22 protein-coding genes and 6 pseudogenes are annotated in these 24,526 nt (G+C 69.0%); 12 read left to right on the forward strand and 16 right to left on the reverse strand.

All coding sequences use genetic code 11. From position 1 onward, the window contains the following. Window positions 1–58 precede the first annotated feature (58 nt). From ACZ7IB_RS44900 to ACZ7IB_RS44910, 3 genes are all read right to left on the reverse strand, one after another. Entirely contained in the window at window positions 59–1,420 is a 1,362-nt protein-coding gene (locus tag ACZ7IB_RS44900; protein WP_470920864.1) for a Tn3 family transposase, read from the reverse strand. Next, complete coding sequence (locus ACZ7IB_RS44905) at window positions 1,408–2,490, reverse strand: DUF4158 domain-containing protein (RefSeq protein ID WP_470920831.1); 1,083 nt, start codon at window positions 2,488–2,490, stop codon at window positions 1,408–1,410. Before ACZ7IB_RS44905 ends, ACZ7IB_RS44900 begins: the two co-directional genes overlap by 13 nt. Before the next feature lie 143 nt (window positions 2,491–2,633). Next, complete coding sequence (locus tag ACZ7IB_RS44910) at window positions 2,634–3,110, reverse strand: hypothetical protein (RefSeq protein WP_470920832.1); 477 nt, start codon at window positions 3,108–3,110, stop codon at window positions 2,634–2,636. A gap of 284 nt (window positions 3,111–3,394) precedes the next feature. Here ACZ7IB_RS44910 and ACZ7IB_RS44915 point away from each other — a divergent pair, with 284 nt between their 5' ends. Together ACZ7IB_RS44915 and ACZ7IB_RS44920 are read left to right on the forward strand one after the other, a co-directional pair. Further along, window positions 3,395–3,733, forward strand: a complete 339-nt coding sequence (locus ACZ7IB_RS44915; protein ID WP_470920834.1) for a PadR family transcriptional regulator — start codon at window positions 3,395–3,397, stop codon at window positions 3,731–3,733. Beyond that, a complete protein-coding gene (locus ACZ7IB_RS44920; RefSeq protein ID WP_470920835.1) occupies window positions 3,730–4,683 on the forward strand; it encodes an HAAS signaling domain-containing protein in 954 nt (317 codons plus the stop codon). The genes ACZ7IB_RS44915 and ACZ7IB_RS44920 overlap by 4 nt, the downstream gene beginning before the upstream one ends. Window positions 4,684–5,426: 743 nt before the next feature. Here the strand turns inward: ACZ7IB_RS44920 and ACZ7IB_RS44925 are convergent. The 4 genes from ACZ7IB_RS44925 to ACZ7IB_RS44940 form a co-directional block, all read right to left on the reverse strand. After that, window positions 5,427–6,347, reverse strand: a complete 921-nt coding sequence (locus tag ACZ7IB_RS44925) for a hypothetical protein (protein WP_470920837.1) — start codon at window positions 6,345–6,347, stop codon at window positions 5,427–5,429. Window positions 6,348–6,351: 4 nt separating this feature from the next. After that, complete coding sequence (locus tag ACZ7IB_RS44930; RefSeq protein WP_470920839.1) at window positions 6,352–6,681, reverse strand: helix-turn-helix domain-containing protein; 330 nt, start codon at window positions 6,679–6,681, stop codon at window positions 6,352–6,354. Next, window positions 6,678–7,043 (reverse strand): tyrosine-type recombinase/integrase, encoded by a 366-nt coding sequence (locus ACZ7IB_RS44935; RefSeq protein WP_470920841.1) that lies wholly within the window; start codon window positions 7,041–7,043, stop codon window positions 6,678–6,680. The genes ACZ7IB_RS44930 and ACZ7IB_RS44935 overlap by 4 nt, the downstream gene beginning before the upstream one ends. 187 nt (window positions 7,044–7,230) lie before the next feature. Beyond that, window positions 7,231–7,755, reverse strand: a complete 525-nt coding sequence (locus ACZ7IB_RS44940) for a hypothetical protein (RefSeq protein WP_470920843.1) — start codon at window positions 7,753–7,755, stop codon at window positions 7,231–7,233. Between the two features lie 280 nt (window positions 7,756–8,035). Here ACZ7IB_RS44940 and ACZ7IB_RS44945 point away from each other — a divergent pair, with 280 nt between their 5' ends. Then, a complete protein-coding gene (locus ACZ7IB_RS44945) occupies window positions 8,036–8,629 on the forward strand; it encodes a hypothetical protein (protein WP_470920845.1) in 594 nt (197 codons plus the stop codon). Between the two features lie 525 nt (window positions 8,630–9,154). Here ACZ7IB_RS44945 and ACZ7IB_RS44950 read toward each other — a convergent pair. Further along, window positions 9,155–9,577, reverse strand: a complete 423-nt coding sequence (locus ACZ7IB_RS44950) for a hypothetical protein (protein WP_470920846.1) — start codon at window positions 9,575–9,577, stop codon at window positions 9,155–9,157. A gap of 686 nt (window positions 9,578–10,263) precedes the next feature. On the opposite strand from ACZ7IB_RS44950, the pseudogene ACZ7IB_RS44955 reads away from it, so the two are divergent. Together ACZ7IB_RS44955 and ACZ7IB_RS44960 are read left to right on the forward strand one after the other, a co-directional pair. Further along, a pseudogene (locus ACZ7IB_RS44955) lies at window positions 10,264–10,566 on the forward strand (transposase); the annotation flags it as partial. Window positions 10,567–10,796: 230 nt separating this feature from the next. Then, window positions 10,797–10,976: pseudogene (locus tag ACZ7IB_RS44960) on the forward strand (transposase); the annotation flags it as partial. A 721-nt stretch (window positions 10,977–11,697) separates the two neighbouring features. Here the strand turns inward: ACZ7IB_RS44960 and ACZ7IB_RS44965 are convergent. Further along, on the reverse strand, window positions 11,698–14,388 hold the full coding sequence (locus ACZ7IB_RS44965; protein WP_470920865.1) for a SpoIIE family protein phosphatase: 2,691 nt from the start codon (window positions 14,386–14,388) through the stop codon (window positions 11,698–11,700). A gap of 252 nt (window positions 14,389–14,640) precedes the next feature. Then, window positions 14,641–15,066 carry a telomere-protecting terminal protein Tpg gene (gene tpg / locus ACZ7IB_RS44970; RefSeq protein ID WP_470920847.1) on the reverse strand — a complete coding sequence of 142 codons (426 nt, stop codon included), beginning with the start codon at window positions 15,064–15,066 and terminating at the stop codon, window positions 14,641–14,643. 151 nt (window positions 15,067–15,217) lie between these two features. Between tpg and ACZ7IB_RS44975 the strand changes: the two genes are divergently transcribed. After that, complete coding sequence (locus ACZ7IB_RS44975; protein ID WP_470920849.1) at window positions 15,218–15,460, forward strand: hypothetical protein; 243 nt, start codon at window positions 15,218–15,220, stop codon at window positions 15,458–15,460. A 188-nt stretch (window positions 15,461–15,648) separates the two neighbouring features. After that, the gene (locus ACZ7IB_RS44980) at window positions 15,649–16,071 is read left to right on the forward strand and encodes a YjbQ family protein (protein ID WP_470920850.1); all 423 of its coding nucleotides are present in this window, start codon (window positions 15,649–15,651) and stop codon (window positions 16,069–16,071) included. A gap of 90 nt (window positions 16,072–16,161) precedes the next feature. Here ACZ7IB_RS44980 and ACZ7IB_RS44985 read toward each other — a convergent pair whose 3' ends face one another. Continuing rightward, a complete protein-coding gene (locus ACZ7IB_RS44985) occupies window positions 16,162–16,533 on the reverse strand; it encodes a site-specific integrase (protein WP_470920851.1) in 372 nt (123 codons plus the stop codon). A gap of 440 nt (window positions 16,534–16,973) precedes the next feature. Further along, window positions 16,974–17,171 (reverse strand): annotated as a pseudogene (locus tag ACZ7IB_RS44990) (DUF6193 family natural product biosynthesis protein); the annotation flags it as partial. Between the two features lie 379 nt (window positions 17,172–17,550). Here ACZ7IB_RS44990 and ACZ7IB_RS44995 point away from each other — a divergent pair. From ACZ7IB_RS44995 to ACZ7IB_RS45015, 5 genes and pseudogenes are all read left to right on the forward strand, one after another. Further along, entirely contained in the window at window positions 17,551–18,201 is a 651-nt protein-coding gene (locus ACZ7IB_RS44995; protein ID WP_470920853.1) for an isochorismatase family protein, read from the forward strand. A gap of 449 nt (window positions 18,202–18,650) precedes the next feature. Further along, window positions 18,651–19,283, forward strand: coding sequence for an LLM class flavin-dependent oxidoreductase (locus tag ACZ7IB_RS45000; RefSeq protein WP_470920855.1), 633 nt, complete (start codon window positions 18,651–18,653; stop codon window positions 19,281–19,283). A gap of 28 nt (window positions 19,284–19,311) precedes the next feature. Further along, window positions 19,312–19,776, forward strand: coding sequence for a MarR family winged helix-turn-helix transcriptional regulator (locus ACZ7IB_RS45005; protein WP_470920856.1), 465 nt, complete (start codon window positions 19,312–19,314; stop codon window positions 19,774–19,776). Between the two features lie 410 nt (window positions 19,777–20,186). Further along, window positions 20,187–20,300: pseudogene (locus tag ACZ7IB_RS45010) on the forward strand (SRPBCC family protein); the annotation flags it as partial. A 289-nt stretch (window positions 20,301–20,589) separates the two neighbouring features. Next, a complete protein-coding gene (locus ACZ7IB_RS45015) occupies window positions 20,590–21,144 on the forward strand; it encodes a cysteine hydrolase family protein (protein WP_470920858.1) in 555 nt (184 codons plus the stop codon). 85 nt (window positions 21,145–21,229) lie between these two features. Here the strand turns inward: ACZ7IB_RS45015 and ACZ7IB_RS45020 are convergent. The 4 genes and pseudogenes from ACZ7IB_RS45020 to ACZ7IB_RS45035 all read right to left on the reverse strand — a co-directional run. Next, window positions 21,230–21,424: pseudogene (locus ACZ7IB_RS45020) on the reverse strand (ISAzo13-like element transposase-related protein); the annotation flags it as partial. Next, window positions 21,400–21,825 (reverse strand): annotated as a pseudogene (locus tag ACZ7IB_RS45025) (response regulator); the annotation flags it as partial. The pseudogenes ACZ7IB_RS45020 and ACZ7IB_RS45025, both read right to left, overlap by 25 nt. Continuing rightward, on the reverse strand, window positions 21,822–23,528 hold the full coding sequence (locus ACZ7IB_RS45030) for an IS200/IS605 family accessory protein TnpB-related protein (protein WP_470920860.1): 1,707 nt from the start codon (window positions 23,526–23,528) through the stop codon (window positions 21,822–21,824). The pseudogene ACZ7IB_RS45025 and the gene ACZ7IB_RS45030, both read right to left, overlap by 4 nt. Further along, window positions 23,521–24,099 (reverse strand): IS607 family transposase, encoded by a 579-nt coding sequence (locus tag ACZ7IB_RS45035; RefSeq protein ID WP_470920862.1) that lies wholly within the window; start codon window positions 24,097–24,099, stop codon window positions 23,521–23,523. Before ACZ7IB_RS45035 ends, ACZ7IB_RS45030 begins: the two co-directional genes overlap by 8 nt. Window positions 24,100–24,526 lie beyond the last annotated feature (427 nt).

Here is a 24,526-nt window from a genome sequence, read left to right on the forward strand (position 1 = left end):
TGAACGCTTTCCAGGTCGCCTTCGAGGGCCGCCTGACTCCCACCGACCACTGACCAACTCAACAACCAAGATCAGCCGTTAAATTGACACACCCCTCGTAGTCGGCCTTGGCACCCATCCGATACAGGGTGATTTTGCGCAGGTCGCGGATGCGGGGCGAGAGCTGCTTGCCGACCAGGTCGAAGAGCCCGAAGTTGACCAGGGTCACCCCGTGCGTGTCGGTGGCGTGTTCGGTGATCGGCAGGTCGGTGGCGTTGCCGAGGATCTCGTCCAGGACGTAGTGGGCCTCGCGGTGGGTGGCGACGATGACCTTGGTGCCGAAGGTGGAGTGCTGGTCGGAGACGTGCGTGTAGGTGGAGATCCCCTCGTTGACGAAGTACTTGTTCAACTGCCGGGCGGTGATCGACTTGCCGCGGGTGGGGAACCGCTGCCCGTCCGAGGACGACAGGGTGCCTGAGCCGAACATCGCGGTCATGGGCAGCTGGTGGTAGTTGACCAGGCAGATGTTCGCCTCGCGCAGCGTGTCCTCGCGGATGTACCACTCCGCCGTCCACGCCAGCACGTCGTACGGAATGCCGCAGGAGGAGGCCATCCCGTGCAGCCCCATGTTCGTGGACAGCCCGATCAGACAGGCGATCAGATTCCTTTTCAGCTGCGGCGAGCGGGCCTGCTTGCCGCCGGCGTGGGTGAAGCAGTCCAAAAAGCCGGTGTGCCGGTCCATCTCCACCAGCAGCGAGGCGATCGGCACGTTCGGCAGCATCCGCTCCAGCTCGCCGTGCAGCTCCTCGGCCTCGGACGGAATGTCCTCCGCCGTGAGCGGCGAGATCACCAGCTCGCCCGCGTCGTTGAGGCGGACCGGCCCGTCCCCGCTCTTGAGGGTGTCCTCCAGGTCGGCCAGGGCCTCGTCCAGCTCGTCCATCACCAGCGGCAGCGCCTCAGAGGCGTCGGGGCTCTTGCCGACCAGGCGGCAGAACTCGGCCCGGTGCGTCTCCCATCGGGCGGGCTTGAACAGGTAGGTCTCAGGGTTGTCGTAGCGGCGCGAGCCCGGCACGTACACATCCCCCGAGCGCAGGCCGTCGCGCAGCGCGAGCAGCGTGCACAGCTCCCAGTAGTGCCGGTACGCGGTCGCATCCCCCTTGGCCGCGGCCTCGTCCAGGTAGCCCTGCCGGCGAATCGGCACGAACAGCGTGGGCGCCTTGTCCGGGACGGTGCGGGCGCCGGTGGCGTTCAGCTCCCTCAGGATCTCCAGGGCCTCGATCAGCGGCTGTGCCTCGGTGCCGCCCTTGAACCGCACCGCCTTGAGCACCTTCGGGGCGAACTGGCGGATGTAGGTGTAGGAGCCCTCCAGCAGCCGCAGGTGGCCGTGGTCGCGCGGGAGCCGCGCGGTGGCCCCGGCGTTGGCGGCGATCAGCCGGGACATGCCGATCTTGCCGCGCAGCAGCGTCCCCACCGTCTCGTCCGGGATACCGGCATCGGCGAGCACGGGCAAGATCTCGTCCAGCCGGGTGAGCCGGTCCTCCGACAGCTTGGCCCGCTCGGCGAGTTCGTCGCGCAGCTTGATCCGCGCCCTCGATTCCGAACTCGACAGGGTCTGGTCGAAGAGCTGCACGGCCGAGTCCAGTACGTCGACGGCGGACTGGGCCAGCAGCGTGAGCAGGATCGGGTGGCGCCGATTCGCCTCCCTGCACTCAAGGGCCTGCGCGGTGAGGCGCGGCGGCCGACCTGGGCGAGGTGGCGGCGGCGCTCGGCGGGCAGCGCGGACAGGTCGAGGGCGTGCGCGTCCAAGCCGCGCAGGAACAACAGCTTCTCCACCTCGCCGCCCACACTGGTGGGCGACGCCTGCACCGGCCCGGTCCCCAGCCAGTGCAACCGGGAGGACCGCAGCACCGGATCAACGACCAGCAGGTTGTCCAGGCCGTGGGCACGCTCGCCAGTCAGCAGGTGCGCCACCCGGGCGTGGGTCTCCTGCTCGGCAGCCGTACGGGCACTCGCGACCTTCTCCAGCAGCACCACCACACCGGGCCGGATCACCTTCGACGAGCGCAGGTACTCGCAGCCCAGGCGGAACAACAGCGACGGAGAGTCGTGCTCCATGGCGCGGGCCAGCAGGAACTCGTCCAATTCCTTGTGCTCGATGGCCTTCGGCTGCTTCCAGCCCAGATACTCGGCGATCTCTTTCAGGTGGTCGGTACGGGTCTGCTCCCGCTCGCCGTAGCCCGCCAGATCGCTGGCGGTGAGCCCCAGCTGGCGGGCCAGGCGGCCGACCGCCGCGGGCGGCGCGGCGGGCACGTCATCGGGGACGAAGCCCAGCCAGGGCAGGGTGGACAACTGCACGGCGGCGCCGAGCACGTTCTGGGGCCGGCGGAACTTCCGCAGGAACGCCTCGTCGGCCGGGGGGAGAGTGAAGTAGCGGATCAGCTCGTCCCGCCCGATCGCCGGGAAGGACCGCAAGCCCTCCAGCTCCTCATCCGTGAACACCCGCGTGGCCATCGGCCCCTCCCGCCCCACTCGCGTCAGCACAGACGAGCACCAGCGGTACTCCGCCGGACGGTACGGGCAGACGTAAACCCCCGAACTGGGCTCAGCAGGACGGGGGTTGCACTACTCTGCGGCGCCCGCGCTCAGGGCGGAGCTCAATCGCGCAGGTTCGCCATGGTCGGGTCGGCGTTGATCTGCTTCGAGCTGCGTACCGCGCCGAGCACCGCGGCCGGGAGCCCGTCCGGCCATTCCTCGGGCCCGACCATGGTCTGCCGGCCGACGGTGAGCACGGACATCAGCAGCCCCTTGGCGACCTGCTGCTGGAGCGCCTCGCGCATCCCGCCCTCGCGCGGCGTGATGCCCGCGGCCTCCCGTACGGCCCGCTCGCAGTCCCGGGCCAGGTACGGGTGCGCCGGAGCGGACAGCGCCATCATCAGGTTCATCGCCTCGTGCGCGAGCCCGTCGCAGAGCCGATTCCACGTCTCCCGGTCATAGCCGCCTTCCTTGTAGTAGTCGATCGCGAGGGTGACCCCCTCCATCAGCTCCTTTACCTTCGGGGCGATCTCGCCCAGGAGCTTTTGGATCTGCTCGTCACTCAGGTCGTTCAGCGGCGGCTCGTCGGCACTCAACATGACGGCGACGCTACCGACCCGCCCGTGATCACCACGCCGTTTCCCCGAGCATCAGCCCAGATCAGAGGCTGCCGCACGGCTTAGCGTTGTTTTCTCCGCGAGAACTACTGGGACCCCTTGATCCCCGCGGGTTCGCGAAAACTGAAGGGTTCTCAGCGGGAACCCGAGGGTCCGATGCCCTGATGTTAGGGGGTGGGTTCGTGGTGAAGTCGTGGGGTCGATCTCCGGCACCTCTCAACTCTGCGGAGAGACATTAGTGTGTGGCACACAGTATTGTGTCCTGTGTGGGCACCGATGAACTGATCCTCAGTCAGGCCCAGGAGCTACGCCGCGGCACGGTCGTCCTGGCCTGCCTGGCGCTCCTGGAGGAGCCGCAGTACGGCTACGCGCTCCTGGAAACGCTCGGCGACGCTGGGATCGCCGTCGACGGCAACACCCTCTATCCGCTGCTGCGCCGCCTGGAGAAACAGGGGTTGCTCATCAGTGAGTGGAACACCGAAGAGTCCAGACCGCGCAAGTTCTACCGGATCGGCCCCGAGGGCGCTCGGGTCCGCACCGGACTGCTGCGCGAGTGGCAGGACCTCGGCGCCGCGATATCACGACTGACCAAGGGGGACCGTTGAGTAAGTTGCATGCGTCCGACACCGGCACGCTGACCGACCGTTACGTGGCGGAGGTCGTCCGGCGCATCCCGGCCGACCAGCGCGGCGACGTGGCCGACGAGCTGCGCGCCACGATCGCCGACACCGTCGAGGCCCGTAGCCCGGCCGGACCGGAGACCGCCGAGCGCGAGGTGCTCACCGAGATGGGCGACCCGATCCGGCTCGCCGCCCGGTACGCGGACCGGCCGCTCGCACTGATCGGGCCCGCGCTCTACCCGACGTACGTACGACTCCTCACGGTCCTGCTGTCTACCGTGCTGCCGGTCGTCACCGCCGTGACCGCGGTGCTCGACGTCCTGGACGGCCAGGGGGCCGGCGAGGTGATCGGCGGGGCCGTGGGGGCGGTGCTCTCCCTCGGCGCCCAGATGATCGCCTGGCTCACCGTGGTGTTCGCCCTGATCGAGCGGTCCGGCAAGCGGGCCGGCACGGTCGGCGGGGCCTGGACGCCCGACGACCTGCCCGACCGCCGCGTGCCGAAGGAGCGCGGCGCGGCGGCCTACGCCGGGGTGGCGTGGCACGCGCTGCTGATCGCCCTGATCGTCTGGCAGCACACCGCGCAGCCGTACCAGACCGATGGCGGCACACGCCTCGACGTGCTCAACCCCGGCCTGTGGTCGGGCTGGATCTGGCCGATCTTGGCCGGGCTCGTCGGCCTAACGACGCTCGACGCGATCCGGGCGGTGCGGGTGTGGACGCGTTCGCTGGCAGTCTGGAGCGCCGGCGCCCAGGCAGCCTTCACGCTGCCGCTGGCGTGGGTCCTGCATCAGCAGGAGCTGTTCAACCCGGCCTTCCTGTCCGACGTCAACGGTGACTGGCAGACTCCGGACTCCTTCTACACCGTGGCGGTGGTGGGGGGCCTGGCGGTGGGCGCGGGCGCGGTGGTGAAGCGGTTCCGCGAGGCGCGGGGCTGAGTCCGCGGCAGCTGCTGGAGTTCAACGCAGGCGTTGATGTTAGGGGGACCTGTGGGTTCGTGGTGAAGTCGCGGGGTCGGTTTCGAGGGGGCGTTCCAGGAGAGCGCGAGCGGAGTTCGCGTAGCGGATCGCGGTCTTCTCGTCCAGGCCGAAGACCTCGGCGAGGTGGAGCGGGTCGGGGCCGGGGACGAGGGCTTCTTCGAGCTGGCGGTCGACGCGGAGCCGTTCCAGGGTGGCGTCCTGGCCGTGGAGTTCGTGCTTGATCCACCAGCCGCTGACCGGGCCGGTCTCCAGCGCGGTCATCTGGTTGATGAGCAGGTGGGGGTTGGCGGTGTTCGGCCAGCGCCGGCGCCGGTAGTCCAGCCAGGACAGCAGCATCTGGTGGGTGAGGTCGTCCATGGGGCGGGTGCGTCCGGCGATGGTGAGCCGGCGGTTGCCGAGGTCCAGGTCGTCCAACTGGAGAGCGCGGATGGCTCCGGCCCGGGCGGCGTGGACGGCCGCGAGTACAAGGGCGAGGCGGGCGGCCGGACTGCTGACGGCCTCGACGGAGCGGTTCACCTGCTGGGGCAGCAGGGGCTGCAGGACGGCGTACTCGAACGCGCCGACCTTGATGCGGGCGGTCGGGTTGCGGAAGACGATGCCGTTCCTCTTCGCCCAGCCGAACAGCGACCGCAGGGCGACGAGGGCCTGGCGCCGCTCGTGGCCGTGGAGGGTCTTGACGTGGGCGAGGACGTCGTCGCGGATTACCTCGCGCAGGTGGTCGTAGCCCGCGGACCATTCCAGCAGCGCGGGGCGTACGGCGTTGAGGTAGGCCCAGACGGTGGCCTGGTCGCGGGGGCGGGTGCGGGGTCCGCCGTCACGCAAAGTGCGGTTCCAGCGCTCGGCCTCCCGACGAATCCCGGAGCCAGGCCGTCGAGCTTCTTCTCCAGCCAGTCCTCGTAGGACGGCCTGCGGTCGTCGACCAAGATGCTCATCGCCTCCAGGACCTCGACGGTTCGCTCGATGCTGCTGTCCAAGGCCCGCAGCGGCGCGATGATCTCCGAGTAGCGGATGGTCTCGCCCTCGGTGTGCTGGGACAGCAGCACGACCAGGGCCCGGTCCACGTCGAGACGGACGCGGCGGCCCCAGCCGCGGCCCTCGGCCAGGCCGTGCGCGAGGTAGCGGCCCCAAGCCAGCCAGGGGCTGCCGGGATTCGCGTGCACGCCATGGTCAAAGCGGTGGTAGTCGCGGGGGATGCCGTCGAACAGCACCGGCTGCCACCAGCGACTGACCGGCCGGACGACAGCGGGAGGTGGTGGTTTGCGAGGGCGTCCCCGTCGGCCCTGGCCGCGGGGGCGTGGTGTGGTGGAGGCGCCGCGATGGTGGTGCATGCCTACGAAGAAGAGCTGAAGGGCACCGACCTGACGAAGCCAGGGTGCCATCAGGTGCCCGGCTGAGGTCGGCTTGCTGGTGGCTATGCAGATGTTCCGACGGGCCTGGCACCAGCACAGCCGGCAGTAGCCGGACTTCAGCGGCTGCCGTCGGCGGCAGGCCCCGCACTCGCCGACGGCGTGCTGGCGAGCGAACTGCCAGCACGCCGGGCAGAGCCTGCCGGTGAACATGCCCCAGGCCAGGCAGCCGTCGCAGCTGGCCGCGGGCTTGCGGTATCCCTTGCGTGGACTCACTGCGTCACATCGGCGGCAGGGACCGGCCGTCCCGCCGTCGCGGCACCACTGCCGGGGCCGGACCGGACGCGGTGGCGGCCTGCTGGCCGGTCTCCTCGCTGGGACGGCGGACCCCCTTGTCCGGTTCGGGGATCAGCAGGTCGCCGATCTCGCAGCTGAGCACGACGCAGATGACGTCCAGGTCCTCCAGCTTGAGGGAGACCGGCTGGCCGGACCACAGTCCGGACATCTTCCCGGCCGAGATCACCAGGCCGTGCTCGGCCAGGCTCCGTTGGAGCTCGGACGCCTTCCAGATACCCTTGTTCGCGGCGGTCAGCCGCAGGTTCCACCTCATCGGGCCAGTCCTTCCAGCCGCTTCGCGGCCCTTTCCATCCCGGCGACCCAGGCGTCCTCGACCCGGGTCTGCTGCACGTGGACATACCGCATGGTGGTGGCGATCCAGGAATGTCCGAGAACCTCCTGGATTGCGAGCAAGTCCAGCCCGTTTCCGTAGAGTTGGGACGCGCAGAAATGCCGCAGGACGTGCGGTGTCAACTTGTCTGTCCAGCTCGGCAGATGACCCTCGACCGCACTGTCGAGGCCGTTTCGCAGGGCGTCGTCGCCGACCCGGCGGGCGGAGCCGTCGGTGTTCTTGCGCTCGGAGGGAAACAGCGGGGCACCAGGGCGAGTGTGATCGTCGTCGAACTGACCCCACACGTCCTCGATGAACCACGCACCGTCCGGTCGGCACCGTTGATCAGCGGCACCATCCGCTCGCGCGGCCCCGAGCCGCGGGCGCCCTTGCCGTGGCGAACGTGGAGCTTGCCGAAGCGGCCCAGGTCCCACTTGATGTCGTCCAAGTCGAGCCCACATGCCTCGCTCACCCGCAGGCCGACCTGGGACATCAGCTTCGAGGCGGTGTAGTTCCGGGCGGTCGGGGCGAACTTCCGACAGGTCGCCAGCTCGCCACCCCAGCCCGTGAACAATGTCCCGATCTCCGGCTCACTCGGCGGGATCCGCAGCTGAGCGTCCTTGGCCCGCGCGGCCGGTTCATCTCGTCGATCGGGCACTCGACCACGCGGCCAGTCATCCGGTGGATTTCGACCTTGTGCCGCAGCTCCAGGAACATGAAGTACGTGCTCAGCGCCTGCGACCGGCCCAGCCGGGTGCCGCTGGGCGAGTGTCGCAGCACCTTCCCGAAGTACACGTCCGCGTCGGTGGGCTCCATGTCCCACAAGGGCCGGCCGAACCAGGTCCTGATCTGATCCAGATGACCGACGTCCCCGCGGATGGTGCCGTCCGCCAGCCCTGCTGAGGCCCGTGCCAGGACGAACCCGGACAGCACGTCGGTCTCGAACCGCTCCAGCTCCTCCGCCGACGCGGGCGCCCCGTGCTCACGCAGGTCCCGTACGACTGCCAGCGCCGCCAACCCGAGCCTCCTCACCTTCGACCCGACTGCGAATCGGTCGTACGAGATGAGAACGCTTCAAGAATCCCGAAGTTACGTCACAAGCCCGCAGAGCACACGAAGGAGGAAGAACCCCCTGGCCACGAGGCTGGGGACTCAGCAGGGCTCAGGGGAACTCGCGGGATGTCGCACAACAAACGCCACCCCGAACGCTTCGCCCGACGGCCGAAACCACCCGAGAGGTGCGGTCTGCAGACGGGCGTGCCCGTGGCGGGGAGTGTCCGCGCACAGGTAGCGGTAGGTGAGGACCGCGAGGCTGAAGGCGCCGGCGGCCGCAGTGGCCGTGTTGCAGGAGGTTGTGTACTCCGGGTTGCGCCGCCCCGGAGAGACCAAGGCGGCGGGTTGGGGCGAGTTCTGCCACGGCCCCACGTCCGGCGATCAGGCCCGGCTGTACGCGCGTCTGACCAGCGGGTCGAAGCCCAGGCACCCGGTAGCCGTCTACGGCCGTGTTGCCGCTGCCGAGCAGGACAGCAATGTCCGGTCAGTCCTCCGGCTCGCTGACAGGCACGGTTCCACCGTACGCATCCGGTCCGAACACGCCAGCCTCCTCAGCCCGCTCGCGGTCGGAACCTTTGTCCTGGCCGTCGGCGCCTGGAAGATCTGGACACCCTCCAGGGGCAGGCCCGAGCTTCAGATGTTCGCCGAAGAACACCGGCAGCTCGCTCACTGGACTACGACGAGGCCACCGGCCGAAGCAGCAGCCCGCTTGCCCGCCGCCGCTCTCCCTCGCCCAGCGCGCACTCCGCCAGGCCCGCGCGGCGGCAGCCACACGCAGGCCCGTACCCGGACGGGCTGCCGGTCTCTCCTCCAGGCCGCGACCCAGCCGGCCGCCTGAGTCCGCCGTACCGCCATCAATCGCTTCACCGCCGACAACGGAACCGCCGGCGGCTGCGGCCTCCCCCGATCCGACGATGCTGGCGTCCCCGCCCGGTTCGGCCATCCCGAATGAGCCCGCACCCGGTACACCCGCCCCTGCCGCCGCGGCCCTCGGTACCGCCACGGCCGACTGCCCAGCCCCGCCGCCGCACGCGTCGGGGCTGGTGGCCTTTCGGCCACCGGCGCTGATCGGTCAGGTCCATTCCCTTCACTTGTCGGTCATCCTCTGCGCGCCCGGGGCGGACGGTAAGCCTTGCTGTCCGATTGCGGCATCGGCTTCGAGGCGGGATCACCGGCGGCATCGACCGCGGGCTGCTCGCCGGGCTGAGCGCGAACCCGGACGGCTCGCTGCTCTTCGCCCTGGAGGCGGTCGGCCGCGTCCTCGTGACCACCCTGCACGATGCCGGGGCGCTCTCCCGAGAAGCGATTCGGTGCACGGCCGTGGGCAGTGGTCGTGCCGGCTGTCCACGGCCGCGCCGCTGGTTCAGCGGACGTGCACCGTCACCACGTCAGAGGCTTGCAAGCGCACGGGATTCTGGTCATGCGGGCTGGTCAGGCCGTACAGCACCGCACGGAATTCCAGGTTGCCGCGGCGTGCGGACGTGCCGTGTGCAGTGACCCGCGCGTCGCCCTCGACCGCGGCGCTGCAATTCTCCTGGTGCCACCCTTCGCCGAAGCCCTTCTCCTCCAGGCACAGCTGATGCAGGTAGCCGGCGCTGTCATCGCCGCCGTGCGCCTTGACCGTGATGGTCTTGCCGACATGCGCCGTGCGCGGCGCCGTGATGTCCACGCCGCCCTTGGCGAACGCCGGCCCGGTGGCCAGAGCCACTGAGGCCAGACCCAGCGCACCGATCACAGCCACACGGCCGCACCGCGTCTTTACCCCGGTCTTCTTCGTCCTGGTCATGGACTTCCCTCCCGCGGATCCCCCCACCTGGTGGGCCCCGTCCCTTCGCGAAGACGCCCGGTGCGCCTCGCTGACCATCCAGATGAGCCGGCCGCCCCGCACGTTGCCCCCCGCCCAGCGCCGTTACGAATTAACGACATAACCTGCTAACCATGGCCTGTTCCCACCAACAGCCGCCAAATCGTTTTTTGGGAGTGGTAGTCCGCTGACCTGAGTGCTCTGATATCGCAAACAGAAGAGGTCGTCCAGCGATAGGCGCGATGGCCCGCCGGGTCGCCGCATGCCTCGAAGTGCCGGAGCCGGCCACCGCGTGACACCGGGGGTGCGCGGTCGTTGGACAGCGCGGATCCAGGCCGGGCCCTGGACTCGACTGGGCGTGACACTTGCGTCGCAGCCCGACGTTGCACCCGCTGCCACGCGGCCTGTCGGCAGACCGGAGGAGTCGCACGCACGGTCACCGTAGGGCTCACTGCTGTGGGGCTCGACAGCTCCATCCTCGGTGACCTGACGATCTGGCAACAGTCCTGGCAAACGGGTGTCTCAGCCATCCGGGGCACCCTTTCAGCTTGATTCCCCGGATGCCATATCCGCGGTCAAGGGCGTCCTCGACGGTACAGAGTGCTGTGCTTCGCCCACCCTGAACGGCTCGGCCATCCCTCGACCTGGCTGCCGCCTGCGTACGCGCCTTGGTGATCACGATCGGGGACAACCCGGAACGTCTCCAGAACGAGGCGTCATTCGCGGCGCTGCGCTGGGTCAGCCCCATCGAGCACTCATCAGGGCGGGAACGATGCTGGCGGCTCAACCGCGGGGGAGACCGGCAGGCCAACGCGGCGCTCCATCGCATCGTGCATACCCGTCTCCGGTTGGACCCCCGCACCCGGGACTACTGCGAATGGCGCGCAGCGGAAGGCAAGACGCGACGTGAAATCGTCCGCTGCCTCAAACGCTACGTGGCGCGCGAGATCTTCCACCTGGTCCGGCCTGAGAGGTCGTTTTCGCCTTGGATGCCTGTGTATCCGTCGTTTCTTGAAGTGCGGGACTGTGGTGCTGGTGGGGCTACAGGTGTGGTTGAGGTCTGTTGGCCGGGTGGGGTGACGGCAGGGGCGGGAGGCGGTCCGTTCCTGTCTCATCCCAGGATGTCCAGTCCTCGGGGTGTGCTTCCGTCGCTGTTGCCGTGCGCCTGGGCGCACTCGGAGCGGAGCGGTACGCCAGGAGCATGCCTACGCGACGTCCGTACCCGAGTGATCTGTCCGATGCTCGCTGGGAGTTGATCGAGCCGGTCCTTGCCGCCTGGCGCTTCGAGCGCCGCGGCAGGGCCCTGGACTTCGGCCGGCCACCCGAGCACGACCTGCGCGACATCATGGATGCGATCTTGTTGGTCACGGCCGCGAGTGTCCAGGACTCCGTCGCCGGCACCAGCCTGATTGACACGGTGGCGGCCGAGCACCCCACGATCCGAAAGTGGGCCCGCAGCGCTGAGGAGTGCATTCGGCACCGGTGAACCGCGGGCGAATCCACGGGAGGGTGGCCGGTGTCCCGTGCCCGCCATCCTTTCAGCGGCTCCGGCTTTCCCTCGGCCATGGAGCAGGGGCCGACGGCTCCGACCGGGCTCGGCTGCCGGGCGTTCGCCGGGAGCGCGGCGGAGGAGATTTCTTGACCGTGGAGAGGGGATCGTCCAATGCTGCTCCAGTTGCCCCTGACGAGTGGAGAGAGTTCGTGTCGGATGGATCCCCTGCCATCGGTCTGAGCGGATTGAGCAGAGCGGAAATCGAGCGGATCACCGCGCTTCTGCCCTATCTCGGGTACCAGGACGGAGATCTGACGCTTCACGGAGTCCAGGTTTCGAAATTGTGGTCGGGTGAACACCCGCTGATGCTCTTTCTTCCTGACCGCGCGGCGGACAACTATCGAGAGTTGCACTCGGCGTTCGCCGAGCGCTTCACGGTCTCGGTCCGGTACGCGCTCAAGAGCTGCTACCTGCCTGCCGTGGTCCAGGCCCCCGCCGGGTCGGAACGCCCCGCACATCAGGTTCGACCAGCGCCAGCAGTGCCGGCCGCAGACCCGGATCCAGATCCGCGACCGCACCAGCAGTTGCGCTGTAACCGAATACGCCGCCGTCACAGCTCTGTGTCAGTCCATAGATCCAACAGGTTGTCGCCGAGGCCTGCACCGGGTTCGGCTGCGGCGTCGTTGAGGGATTGTTCGGTCCAGATGACCTTGCCGCGGGCGCCGTACCGGGTGCCCCAGCGCTGGGCGAACCGAGCGACGAGGAACAGCCCGCGGCCGCCCTCGTCCGTGGCGGCCGCTTGCCGCAGGTGGGGGGAGGTGCTGGAGCCGTCGGTGACCTCGCAGATCAGGTGGTTGCGGTCGTGTAGCAGGCGCAGTTGGATGGGCTGGGTGCCGTATCGGATGGCGTTGGTGACCAGTTCGCTGACGATCAGCTCGGTGGTGAAGGCGACCTGGTCCAGGCCCCAGGTCTCCAGCTGGCGGATGACGTCGGTACGGACGCGGGAGACGGCCGCCGGATCGGAGGGCACCTCCCAGTCCGCGACCCGGGCCGGGTCCAGCAGGTGGGTCCGGGCCACCAGCAAGGCGATGTCGTCGCGGGGGCGCTCGGGGAGCATGGCGGCGAAGACGGTCTGGCAGGTGGCCTCCGGGGTGCGGTCCGCAGCATCGGCCAGGGCCGTGCGCAGCTGCTCGACTCCGGTGTCGAGGTCGCGGTCCCGGTCCTCGATCAGCCCGTCGGTGTAGAGGACCAGCTGACTGCCCTCGGGCACAGTGAGTTCGGCTGTCTCGAAGGGCAGGCTGCCGCCCAGGCCCAGCGGGGGACTGACGGGTACGTCCGGGAAGGTGACGGTGCCGTCGGGGTGGACCAGGGCGGGGCCGGGGTGGCCAGACCGGGCCACAGTGCATCGGCCGGAGACGGGATCGTAGATGGCGTACAGGCAGGTGGCCCCCGTGACGCCCTGGCCATCGGCCTCGTCGTGGTCGATGTGGGCGACCAGCTCGTCCAGGTGGCTCAGGAGTTCGTCCGGGGCCAGGTCCAGGGCGGAGAAGTTGTGCACGGCGGTGCGCAGCCGACCCATGGTGGCGGCGGCGTGCAGGCCGTGGCCAACGACGTCGCCGACCACCAGGGCCACCCGGGTGCCGGGCAGGGGGATGACGTCGAACCAGTCGCCGCCCGCCCCGGCCTGGGCGGGCAGGTAGCGGTGGGCGACCTCGACGGCGGTCTGCTCGGGCAGGGTGCGGGGTAGCAGGCTGCGCTGCAGAGTGGCCGCCAGGGTGTGCTCGCGGGTGTAGCGGCGGGCGTTGTCGATGCACAACGCAGCACGTCTGGCCAGCTCCTCGGAGAGGGAAAGGTCCTCCTCCCCGAAGGGAGGGGAGGCGTCCGCCCGCCAGAAGTTGGCCATCCCCAGCACCACCCCGCGGGCCTGCAGCGGCACCGAGATCAGGGAATGGATTCCGTACTCCAGCACCCGCCGCGCCCGCTCCGGGTCCTGGTCCCGCCAGCCGTCGGAGTCGGCGAGGTCCGACTCCAGCACAGCGTGGCCGCCGGCCGTCCCGGCGGCGATGGGGTTGGTGGAGGCGAAGCGGATCAGCTCCCCCACGGGGTAGAGAGGCGGGTCGCCACGGACGCCGCTGACGGCGGTGCGGCGCATTTCGGTGCTTGCCTCGGCCGGCTCCTCGCCACGCAGCACCGGATCCAGCAGCTCCACAGTGACGAAATCGGTGAACCGCGGGACGACCATCTCCGCCAGCTCCTCGGCGGTGCGCACCACATCCAGCGTGGTGCCGATCCGCACGCCCGCGTCGTAGAGCAACTGCAGGCGCTCGCGGGCCACCTCGGCCCGGCCTGTGAGTGTGCGCAGTTCGGTGGTGTCGCGCAGCGTGGCCACGCTGCCCGCCGGGCCGCCGTAGCGCTCGACGGGCCGGACGTTGACGGCCAGCAACCGGTCGCCGGCCAGATGGACCTCGTCGGTGGCCATCCGCCCCGAGGAAAGCAGCTCGGCGGCGCCCGGGGTCAGGCCGAGTTCGGTGATCTGGCGCTGCTCCGCGTCCGCCGGCAGCTCCAGCAGCCGCCGCGCCTCGTCGTTGGCCAGCAGCAGCCGCCCGTCACCGCCGACGATGAGCACGCCCTCGCGCACCGCATGCAGCACCGCGTCATGATGCTCGTACATGCGAGTCATCTCGGCGGGGCCCAGCCCGCGGGTCTGGCGCAGCAGCCGTCGGCCAATCAGCGCCGACCCGCCCGCGACCAGGGCGAGCGCGCCGCCCGCGGCGCCAAAGAGCACCGGAAGCTGCCCGGCCACCGCTTCGTTCACCTTCTTGACCTTGATCTCGGGGGACACGACGCCGGCGACCGAGCCGTCAGGCCGGAAGACGGGGACCTCCGCGAAGACCGAAACGCCCAGCGGAGTCACCTCGGAGTCCGTGAGGGCCGTGCCCCTCACCGCCTTCCGGTAGGGGTCGCCCTTGACTACGTGTTTCCCGATCCGATGCGGGTCAGGGTGGGTGTACCGGATCCCGTCCGTGCTGATGACCACGATGCCGTCGACGCCGGACCGCTTTCGGGCCCTCTCGGTGAGCGGTTGCAGCACCGCGCTCGGATCGCGGCTGTCCAGCGCCTGCACGATCCCCGGGGAGTTCGCGAACGCCTCGCCGACGGCAAGCACCTCGTCGCGGGCTTTCTCCGTCCCTTGGTGCCGGGCCTGGACCACCAGCGTCACCACCGTCGCGGCCACGAGCAGCACCACGACCGCCAGCTGCAGGAGGAACACCTGACCGGCGACGCTCCGCGCGCTCACCAGGGAGCGCGGGCGCCGCCCGGGCGACCGGTGCTGGATCTCCCGTTCGTCCGCGGGACGAGTCGGCTGCTCCGTTCCCGTACGTGGAACCTCACGCCGTCTCCGCGCACGCCAACCAGCGAACCGACGGGCGAGCTGTCGGCGCGCGGTGCGCCGGGGCGGCCAGGGCGTGGTCATCTTCGGCCTCGTATTCGTGGTGCGGATTCGGGAGCGGGCCGCCGCCAGAGCGCTGTGCAGCGGCCCGCCGAATGTGGTTTATGGCAGGCCCGAAATTCGACCGTGCCAGAACCGGAAATCTATTGACTGGACGTGCGTAAAATCCGCACGCAGGCCAGCGGCGCTGGTGCCCCATTCCGTGAAATACGACTCGGTGATGACCCCCGCGACGATCGGATGCAGCTCCTCCTCCGTCGCACCATCCTCCCGAAGCTGGAGGATCTTCGCGGCGTAGGTGGGTGAGATCGGCGTGGTGATAATGCGCTCGCGGCCGTCGTCCGAGCTGCCCTTGCAAGCGGATCCGAAGTACGCCGTCACCTCCACCATCATGCCGCTGGAGGTGGCTGCCTGCTCGCGCGCCTGTGCCCTGACCTGCGGTTGCCACTCAGATTCGGTTGCCTCCACCAGGGCGGCCTGGAGCTGCTTCTGGGGCTTGGTCAGCTTCCCGGCGCGGTAGCGGTCCACCCGTACGGCGTGAGGTGCCCAGGCGCGCCGCCAGGTCCTTCGCTGAGTCCTTCGTGCGCGAGGAGGGCCCGTCGCGCCGCACGGCCGTATCGGTGCGGCGCTTTGCCTTCCGCGTGCCCGACTCACCGCGGGCCTTGGCGGCCTCACGCGCGTGGTGCAGCGCGAGCCGGGCCAGGCCGACTCCGGGCACCGAGCCGCCGCTCATGCCTGCCCCCGGACGGTGTGTCCGAGGACCAGGTCCGCACGCCTGCCCGCCACCTGGTGGGCCCCCGCGCTGGAAGCCGCCATGCGCGCCCACGGTCGTCCTGCCTACGAAGAAGCACTCATCGACGACCTCATAGAAGACATCCGCCACGGACACCTGCCGCCACAGAGCCCGGTCGAGGTCACTTGACCGCAAGGGATGCGTGTGGGGCCGGGAGAGCGAGGAAGCCGCAGTCCAGGGCCGGCTTGCGGTATTCGGATGAGACGGTGCGATGGGCCTGTCCAGGTACGGGAGCACGTGCCCCTACCGGCGGAGTCCCGGAGGAACAACCCATCCGGCCCTTAGTGCTTTTGCTCCGCGATGGGTACCGGTGAAGCATGACCGGCACCTTCACCACCCGCATCATCGACATTGCAACCGGCGCCACTGAGACCATGCACGACCTGACGAACGCGTGCTCCGCGTTCCTCCGGGAGGTCGCTCATGGGCGAAACGGACTGCTGAACGTTTTCACACCCGACGCGACATCCGGCCTGGCCATCATCGAGACCGGCGCGGGCAGTGACGATGACCTGTTGGCAGCCCTCCGCGAAATTCTTCCCGCGGACGACCGTTGGCGAGCCCGCCACGGTCGTCCAGGCCACGGCAGTGACCACGTGCTCCCGGCACTGGTACCACCACACGCCACGCTGCCCGTAGTCAATGGTGAGCTGGAGCTGGGGGCCTCGCAGTCCGTTGTACTGGTTAACTCCAACCGGGAAAGCCCCGAACGCCAAGTCCGGCTGTCCTTCCTCGGCTGACCACACCACCCGCGCGGTCCTGCGGCTGACAGCCCTCTGTTGGCAGCCGATGTCGACTACAGGCCGATGCCGTAGCGCAGGTTGGTCTCCTCAGATGCCGGCCTGGTCGAAATAGTGGGCGGCGGCCTTTGAGCCTTCGACCCATCCGCCTTCGCGACACATTGCGATCGTGTCGGCGGCCTTCTCGCGGGCGGCGGTGGCGAATCCTCGGCGTAGGGAGTGGCCGGTCCAGCGGGCGGGCAGGTCGGGAGCCAACAGATCGTTCGGCCTTGCAGTGAGGCCAGCGCGGGCGACGGCGCGGGTGACGATTTCCGCGATGCCCTCGCCGGTCATGCGGCCGGACGGGTCGCCGATTTCCTCGCCGTTGCGGAACATCCGGTGGCCGATGTTGCCGTGGCGGTCGATGTGGATGAAGATCGGGCCGGTGGCCGGCAGCCGTGGTCGATGAGGCACTGCCGCCATGCGCGAAGGGCTCGCACGGGGCAGATGCCGGGGAACGTGCCGTACGGTACGCCGTGCGCGTCGTCCTTGTTGACCTTCGGCCGCCAGAGCTGGAATCCGAGTGCGGCGAAATCTGCATGGGTGCGGGGGATACGGTGGCGGAGAGCCGGCGGCAGTCGCTGGGGGACCTTGACCTGGTAGGTCTCGCCGATCTGGATGTCCTGGACGCGCATGACGACCTCCTGAGCCTCTCTCCAGCCTCCCCCGGGCCGTCCCCGACCGCCAAGGCCGGGATGGGGAAGCGCCGAGCGGCGGCCCGGTAAAGCCCGCGACCGGAACGTGGGAGATGTCCTCTGACACCTGATCTTGACCGATTGCCATGGGAGTTTGACCGGCCTGTCGGCCTGCTGTCGGGACTCAGCGGTGAACGTCGTTCCTGTCCGGGGCAGCCGGAAGGCGACTCAGTCGGTGCGGCTGCCCGGCGGGGGCCACGGCCCGTCGACGGCCGGCCCGCAGTCCAGGGGAAGGTGAGTGACCACCAGTGCAGCGGCCGCTTGCGGCGTAGGCGCCTCACCAAGAAGTTCCGCGTATCGCGGGGCGTACACGCTGCATGGCGCGTCGCCCGCGATGAACGGTAGGTCGTTACTCCAAGGAAACTCCGTGTCGGCCGACGCTGCCCCTCAGAGGAGGCCGACACCGCAAACCCCTCCCGTTCGGCCGCCCCGGCCCCTCGGACGTCGCTGAGCACCGAGTGGCCGGTTGACGTGCTCACCGGCCAATCAAGGATTGTGGGCGCGCTTCCGTGATGGCTACGCCGAACTCCGGCCGCCCGCTGCGGCGTTGGTGCACCGCTGAGGTGTGATCGCAGCGCTCGCCCTGATCGTGTTGCGCGTGACGACTGCTACAGCGGTGCGAGCTCGCGGAATCGGCATCTGGCGGGCGTCGCCGCGGTGTCAATCTTGTCAAGAATCGTGACTATCAACTAACGTGACTACTGGCCGGTTCGGGCCGGCAACCAACTCGTAAGGGAGCGCAGCCATGAGTCAGACCAGTGAGGCCCGTCAGGTCAGCCGCTTTACCGAGCAGTTGACCCCCGAGAATGCGGCACTGCTGCTGGTGGATCACCAGGTCGGCCTGTTCGCGGCGGTGCGCGACTACAGCGTCGGGGAGCTGAAGCACAATGTGGTCGGCTTGACCGAGGCGGCCAAGGTGCTGGGTGTGCCGATCGTGGCAACCACGACTGCGGCCGACTCCCTGTGGGGTCCGCTGGCCCCGGAGCTGACCAAGGCCCTGCCATCCGATCTGGAGGTCATCGACCGCAGCACGGTCAACGCCTGGAACGATCCGCGGGTACGGGAGGCGGTCGCGGCCACGGGCCGCAAGAAGCTGATCGTCGCGGGGATCTCCATCGAGGTGTGCCTGGCGCTTCCCGCTCTGGCGGCCACGGCGGATGGCTATGACGTCTACGGCGTCATCGACGCCTCGGGGACCTTCAACGACACCAAGCGCACGACCGGCATCTTGCGCATGCAGCAGGCCGGTGTGATCGTCACGGACTACTCCTCGGTGGCGGTGGAAATGCTCGCCGACAACGCCCATCCCCTCGCCGGCGACGTGTACGCGGCGCTCGACATGGACTTCGGTGTTCTCAACGGCCAGCTCCGCCAGTTCTACGGCAAGCAGGGGTGACTCCGCCGAGCCGGCTGGCGTCGTCGCCGCTGACGCCGGGAGGGGGCGAGTATCCGCAACCTGCCGACGAGAGCCGTCTCCAAGTCTTGGACCCCGGGTGGGCAGCCGCCGTCCGGGGTGATCGCAGCCCGCGAATCAGTCATCAATCTTGACAGTCGGGCGTCTTGATTATTTTGGAGGGGATGAGTGTGCCGGAGTCGAAGGTTCCGCGCTGGAAGATGGCCGTGCTGGCCTCCGCCGCGGTGTATCCGGTCTCGCCGGCAGCCGAGTTGGTGCTGCTGCCGCGGCTGGGCGGGCTGCCGATGGCGCTCCGCGGTGATCGCCCTGGCGTTCAGTACCGCCATGACCTACCTGACGCTGCGGGTCCTGACCGGGGTGCTGCACGGCTGGCTGCTGGCGGAGCGGGGGGACGCGTGATGACCGCACGCCTGTAGTTCGGTTTCTCTCTCGTGCCCACTACGGATTTGGGGCTGCATCGCGAGCTGGTCGATGTCGCCGAGCAGGGCGGCCTGGATCTGGTCGGGGTGCAGGACCACCCGTATGTGCCGGCCCTGGTCGACACGTTCAGCCTGACCGGGGCCCTGGCGGGGCAGACGGAGCGGCTGCGGTTCTTCCCGGACGTGGCCAGCTTGCCGCTGCGTCCCCCGGCCATGCTCGCCAAGGCCGCCTCGACCCTGGACCTGCTGTCCGGCGGGCGGTTCGATCTGGCACTGGGAGCCGGCGGCTACTGGGACGGCATCGCGGCCACCGCCACCACCGGCCACCTGCACGGCACCCTCGCCCTGCGCGGCATCACCCACACCGTGGTGCTGAACCTGGTGTGGCAGGGCGCCGCCCCGGACCCCTTCTCCGAAACCGAGCACCTCGCCTTCTCGGCCACCACCCAGCTCTCCCTGGCCTCCTACAACATCCGCCCCCACCTCCTGCCTGGCCTGCCCATCCCCGGCGTCGCCGACACCATCGAGATCACCCTCGATATCGTCCTCCTCTCCTACCAACCCACCGCCGACTGGTCAATGCCGGACAGCAACGACAGCACAGCGGCAGGCCCGCCCACCGATACGTATAGTCAAAGATCCTGACTACATTCGAAGCGGAGGCGCGACGCACGTGGGAACTGCACGGAAGACGGACGACTTGGGCATGCTGACCGGGCAGCTGATGCGCGCCATCCAGGACGAACTCTTCGAGACCCTGGCCGAGCAGGGCCATCCCCACGTGCGCCCGCGCCACGGCTCGATCCTGGCCTTCCTCACCCCCGACGGGATAAGGGCCACCGACCTGGCCACGCGTTCCGGGCAGCACAAACAGATAGTCGGCACGATCGTCGATGAACTGGCCGCGCTGGGTTACGTCAGCCGCGAACCCGACCCCACCGACCGCCGGGCCAAACTCATCGTCCCCACCCAGCACGGACTCGACGAGATCGACAAGGCTCGGGCCATCCTCGCCGACATGGAGAACCGCCACCGCCAAACTATCGGCCGCGACCGCTACACCGCCCTCAAGAGCGCCCTTGAGCAAGTCTCCCGCAACCAGCGGGCCTGGCGCCAAGAGCGCAACACGCAGTCGTGAGCAGCCCCGCCGACCGGTGACGCCCCAACCGCACCTCAGCCAATCAAACACCATGAAGTAAGAGCATCGAAGACCGAGACCTGGTGCCCGCCGACAGGACCGTAGCCAACTGCGGTCAGGCGGCTATGGACCCGCGACGCAGCCCGGTCGCAGTACAGCCAACTGGGCCCGGACAGGATGCTCCGGTGCCAAGATCACAGCCAGGGGTGTGCTGGAACTCGGCGGGGTTTGCAGGCGGGCGACGGGCCCGGGCCCGCAACGCCTGGCATTCGCGGCAGTTATGCACAGCCCCGCTCCTCCATTTCGGCAGCGCCGTATGCAGGCACAGGGGGATGGGGTCAGTCGTCAGGCGACGTTGGTGTCCCGCTCCATTGCCAAGAGGCGGTTCAGCCGGTGGAGGCCGACCTGGCGACGCATGCTTGGAGGACAGCCTGGACCGCGCAGAACTCGCCTGCACCGGAACGGTGGCACGACCGGCCCACTGGGGCCGATACGTGCGACTGCTGCGCAACCTCGCACGCTGACTGCCGAGCGCGGAACGTGACACGCTCAGACACCGCGCAGGTTTTGGGTCTGTTTCAGAAGTTGATTTTGGTCGTAGTCATTCGCCGAGCTGAAGCACACCGGTCCTGGACTGGGTACGGGGGCAGGGCGCCGGTACGGATTCGTCGGTCCCTGCCTCACCGGGACCATCGCGACCGCGACTGGTAGCTTCACCTACGCACGGTTGGCCATCGCTATTACCACGGCCGTCGGAATGGCTGTCTTGCTGACTGCAGGGCGCTGGAAAGAAAGACTGGACGGGAGCCTGTCGTGACCACCGCACTGATCATCGGCGACATCCAGCAGGGCATCACGAGTAGCTACCCGTTCGCCAGGCGTGTCGTGCCGCCGCTCACCGAACTGCTGCCGCGTGCCCGCGCGGCCGGTGCCCTCGTTGTGTTCGTGCACTTCGCCTTCCGGGCCAACGGGGCCGACTTGCCACCGGGCAACGCACTCTTCAGGACGTTCTACGAAGCCGGGGACGCCTTCCATGAGGGATCGACCGGAACCGAGATCGCTCTGCCGGTCGCCGACGAGGACGTCGTCGTGGTGAAACGCCGCGCCAGCGCGTTCGCCGGCACAGATCTTGACCTTGTGCTCCGCGCGAGCGGCGTCAGCACTCTCGCGATCGCCGGAGTCGCGACCAGCGCAATGGTGGCTGCGACGTGCTACGACGCGGCGGACCGTGGCTACCAGGTGACCGTGCTGCGTGACGGTTGCGCCGACGGTGATGCGGCAATGCACGACTTCTTCATGGATGCCGTCTTCCCCAGCCGGGGATTTGAGGTCATGCCCTGCGCCGGTTGGCGTGGAGAACAAGGTTGATCTTGATCACAGCCATTCGCCGATGGCGGCGATGGTGATGGTGGCTTCGAATCGGACGGCGAGCTTGTCGTACCTGGTCGCCAGCCGCCGAAGCGGCATGGCCCTGCCGCGTCAGCTCCCCGGCCAGAGGCCGCAGCGACTTGGTCGTCCACCGCAGCGGCGACATCGGATCGCCCCGCTCGTCCGGCTCGACCAGCGCCAGCAACGCCGGAACGAGCAGCCGGTCAAGCTTCTCGGCGGTCTTGCGACCGCCACCGTCCCGGCGGACCCGGCCATCGGGTCCCCGCCGGCCACCACCCGGATCGCCGCCAGGATCTCCTCCAGCGCCATGTACTTCAACGCGAAGCCGCTGGCGCCGGCGCGCAGCGCGCCGTAGACGTAGTCGTCCTCGTCGAAGGCGGTGAGGATCAGCACGCGCGTGGCGGTGGGGCCGTCGGTGATCAGGCGGGTGGCCTCGATGCCGTCCATGCCGGGCATCCGGATGTCCATCACCGCCACGTCTGGGTGCAGCTCCTCGGCCAGCTTCACGGCCTCCGCCCCGTGGCCGGTCTCGCCGACGACCGTCAGATCGGGGCTGTCGGTGATGAGGACCCGAAGCCCCGAGCGCACCAGCGGCTGGTCGTCGACCAGCAGGACGCGTACGGGCGCGCCGTCGCCCGTTCCCCGGTCGTCGCCGCTCACCGGGCTTCCGCCCCGGCCGACTCGGTCAGTGGCAGGGTGGCCGTCACCTGGAACCGTTCCTGAACAGTGTCCAGGAGTGAGCCTTGTACCCACGTCCCGGAACTGCGCGCATCCCGAACGGTTTTGGATGCGCTGGTCCCCCGCGTTCTCGTTGTCCCTGTCCGGCGACGCGCATCGTGTGCACGCTCCGCGACAGGGCGGCGGGTTTCCTCACGCCCTCGGTCACCGTGATCGGCCTGGACGGTCCGATGCCCAGCACCATCACTCTGGTGATGCTGGGGCGGTGTCGTCCGTCGCCGGATCGGGTGCCCGAGGGCGCGTCTGCCAATGGCCACCGAGGCGGCGTCATGGCGAGTCATGCTGCGAGTCTTGCTGATCAGGGGCTTGCGCCAGTGCTGGTCGCCCCACATCGAGGTGTATGCCGGGTCGACGGCGACGATGGCGATGCCGTGTTCGGCGGCCATGGAGACGATGCGGGCCTTGAGCTTGCCGGTGGGCATACCGGAGATGAGTTGCCGGAACCGCTTCTTGCGGCCGTGCTTCTCGCGGGTCTTCTCGGCGGCGAAGTCCAGGTTTTCGATGCCGATCGCCTGCGCGCCGGTCTGCTTGGTCCAGTGCAGAAGGCAAGTGAGGGCGTGCCGGATCTGGGCGTCGCGGTGGTCGGCGGTGCCGGACAGGTCGTAGTGGAAGCGGCGCGGGTCGCCGACCGGGTTGCCGTGCCGGTCGAGCCGGTAGGCGGCGAAGTGGTCGGCGTTCGTGTCGACGCCGACCATGCCCTTGGCGCGGGCGGTGGCCGGCGGCATCGTCTGCACGGCGGGCCTGGTCCACGACGCGGTCAGGTACCAGCGGCCCCGCTCAACGTGGTAGTGGATGCGGTAGGCGACGGCACGGTTGGCCTCGGTGCGGTCGCGCCACTCGTCCCCACGGTGCGCGAACGCGACCTTGGAGGCAAGAACGTACCGGCCATGCTTGCTGTTGGCCAGGTGGGCGAGCGGGGCGGGCATCTTGATCGACACTTCGCCGTCAGGGGTGACGCGGATCGTCTCGTTCCCGAAGCGTTTACCGGACTCGCCGTCTGCGGCGAGGAACCAGCGCTCAGCCTCCCAACGCTGACGCCATTCGTGCTCGGTGAGCTGCGCGGCCTGAAGGTTGTGCCGGTTCCTGAGCAGCCGCCGGCCGCCGCGAACGACACGGACGTGTCCGGTCTTCCAGTCGTCGCGGGCCACGTCGAGGCGGTGTTCCAGGGTGGCCAGGCGGCGGGACTTGTGGAACCACTCGCCCTTGGACCGGTACCCGCCCGGCGCCCGCTTGCTGCCTTTCTCCCCGGTCTGGAGGGACAGGCGGTGTCGCAGCGTGCGGATACCGGCCTCAAGGTTGTGGACATGGGCGAGCAGGCAGCGTCGGGCCAGGCTGTACTGGTCGTGCGTGGCCTTCGTGATCGCACCCGCGATGCGCGACGACGACTGCTCGGTCAGGTCACGCTTCCGGGATGCCCACGCGTCGTTGTCGTGCTTGTGCCCGGCTTCGCAACGGGCCTTGAGATCGAGAGAGGCCAGGCGGCCCTGGTGCTCGCCGACCAGACGCAACACCTTCTCGTCCTTTGGCGTGAGGTGCTTGAGGCGGTCGCGTAACGCCACACCGGACGGGCCGACAGCAACGAACGGCGGGCCGATGGTACGGAGCTGCTTCTTCTTGTCAGCCATCGGCAGCCGCCGCTTCCAGTGCCTTCTTGGCACGGTTCTTCGCACCGCGGCGGCCGTACAGGCGAGCACAGAACGAGGTCAGAACCTCCACCATGTCGCGCACCAGGTCGTCTTCGGCCTCGCCGTCATCCAGCACAACGAGTCGACGGCCGGTTGCAGCCAGAGCGGCCTCAACGAGTTCGACGTTCATACGGCCCAACCGGTCTTTGTGCTCCACCACTACGGTGGTCACCGCCGGGTCGGCCAGCAGGCGACGGGCCTTGACGCGGGCGCCGTTCATGCCCGAAGCGATCTCGGATTCGACGCGCACGACCTTATGCCCGGCCTTCGCGGCCCATGCCGACAAGCGTGCGGTCTGCCGCTCCAGGTCGGCCTTCTGGTCATGGGAGGAGACGCGGGCGTACAGGCCCACGCCACCGGTCACGGACGGTGAGGTGTTCGCGTCAATGTTCACCAGGATCGTGCGCGGCCCCACTCGTTCCGCAGGGACCGGCAGCGTGCCCTCACGGAACCAGCGGTACGCAGTACGCGGGGCGACCCCCTGCGCGCGCGCCCATTCCGTCAGGTTCATACACCAGATCACACGACACTCGTGACACCTGAGGGACACTCATGGACACTTAGTCGAGAGTAGTTCCTGACCCCCGCCCGGGGCGCGGGCCGGCGCTGAAGCGCCCGTGCAGCAGGTTGACCCGCTCGCGCATCCCGGTGATACCGAACCCGGACCTGTCGACCCGGCCGATCTCCTGGCCGGATTGCCGGGATTACCCGCGAGCACCAGGGGATCCGTCGCCCAGGCGCATCAAGAGCAGGCTGGGGCCGCCATGACACCGTGGCGGCCCAACCGTCTGACAACCGGTAGTGCTGCTGGCCGGTGCGGGCGCAGATCCGGCAAGAACCGCTCCGTTGAGACCGCCGATTCGGTGCCGTGGATGTGATGCCACCCATAGGAGCTGTGTCACATCCTAAGGCGGGTAGTAGGGCCGGGGGTCGCCCGA

This window comes from Streptomyces sp. NPDC037301 (genome assembly GCF_055602785.1).